We start from the raw sequence: 1388 nt of genomic DNA on the forward strand, positions 1-1388 counted from the left end.
AGTGATCAGTCAGGCGCTGGCGGGCGAAGAGATCAAGCCGAGCCCACACAAAATTCAGGGGATTGGTGCCGGCTTCGTGCCGAAGAACCTCGATTTGTCGATGGTTGATCGGGTGGAGCAGGTGACCGACGACGAGTCCAAGGCCATGGCGCTGCGATTGATGCAGGAAGAGGGGATTTTGTGCGGTATTTCGTGCGGCGCGGCCATGGCGGTAGCGGTACGCCTGGCAGAAACGCCGGAGATGCAGGGCAAGACCATCGTGGTGATTTTGCCTGACTCCGGCGAGCGCTATCTGTCGAGCATGTTGTTCAGCGATCTGTTCACCGAACAGGAGAATCAGCAGTAAACCCATTGATTCAGGTCAGCCGGGATTCAGGATCGTTATGCTAATAAATGCTTTGTTGCGCAATTCTTAACACTGAATCTTGGCTTGGGCGGGTTTTTCCCGAGGCCGGTAGTGTTTATCATGGCCGGCTGCCATGCCGAGTAAAGGGCCTTGCGCAGCGTTGTCTTTATTCAAGGAGTCGTTGATGACCTTTTCGTTAGCCGCCAAGGTGTTGGTGTTGCTGCTGTTCGTGGGCAGCATCCTCTACGTGCATTTGCGCGGTCGGGCGCGTTTGCCGGTCCTGCGTCAGTTCGTCAACCACTCGGCGCTGTTCGCTCCGTACAACGCCCTGATGTACCTGTTCTCCGGTGTGCCGTCCAAACCGTATCTGGATCGCAGCAAGTTCCCGGAGCTGGACGTGCTGCGCGACAACTGGGAAACCATTCGCGACGAAGCCATGCACCTGTTCGACGAGGGCTATATTCGTGCCGCCGAGAAGAACAACGATGCCGGTTTTGGTTCGTTCTTCAAAAAGGGCTGGAAACGTTTCTACCTCAAGTGGTACGACAAGCCGCTGCCATCGGCCGAGGCCCTGTGCCCGAAGACCGTGGCGCTGGTCAGTGCGATTCCCAATGTCAAAGGGGCAATGTTCGCGCTGTTGCCGGGTGGCAGCCACCTGAACCCGCACCGTGATCCGTTTGCCGGCTCCCTGCGGTATCACCTGGGCCTGTCGACGCCAAACTCTGACGATTGCCGGATCTTCGTCGATGGTCAGGTCTACGCCTGGCGCGACGGGGAAGACGTGATGTTCGACGAGACCTATGTGCACTGGGTCAAGAACGAAACCGAGAAAACCCGCGTCATTCTGTTCTGCGACATCGAGCGTCCGTTGAGCAACCGTTTGATGACTCGCATCAACCGCTTCATCAGCGGCTGGCTGGGGCGCGCAACGGCACCGCAGAACCTTGACGACGAGCGTGTTGGCGGCATCAACCAGGCCTACGCCTGGAGCAAGAACTTCAGCGACAGGTTCAGTGGGGTGGTCAAACAGTGGAAACGCCGT

2 protein-coding genes are annotated in these 1388 nt (G+C 57.8%); both read left to right on the forward strand.

What is annotated here, in order from left to right:
* On the forward strand, positions 1–346 hold a 346-nt coding region (locus DBR24_RS34215), incomplete at its 5' end, for a pyridoxal-phosphate dependent enzyme (RefSeq protein ID WP_256591931.1).
* Between the two features lie 184 nt (positions 347–530).
* Positions 531–1388: aspartyl/asparaginyl beta-hydroxylase domain-containing protein (locus tag DBR24_RS28375; protein ID WP_146189141.1), on the forward strand; the 858-nt coding region annotated here is incomplete at its 3' end.

The organism is Pseudomonas sp. HMWF006, assembly GCF_003061205.1.
GTDB lineage: Bacteria > Pseudomonadota > Gammaproteobacteria > Pseudomonadales > Pseudomonadaceae > Aquipseudomonas > Aquipseudomonas monsensis.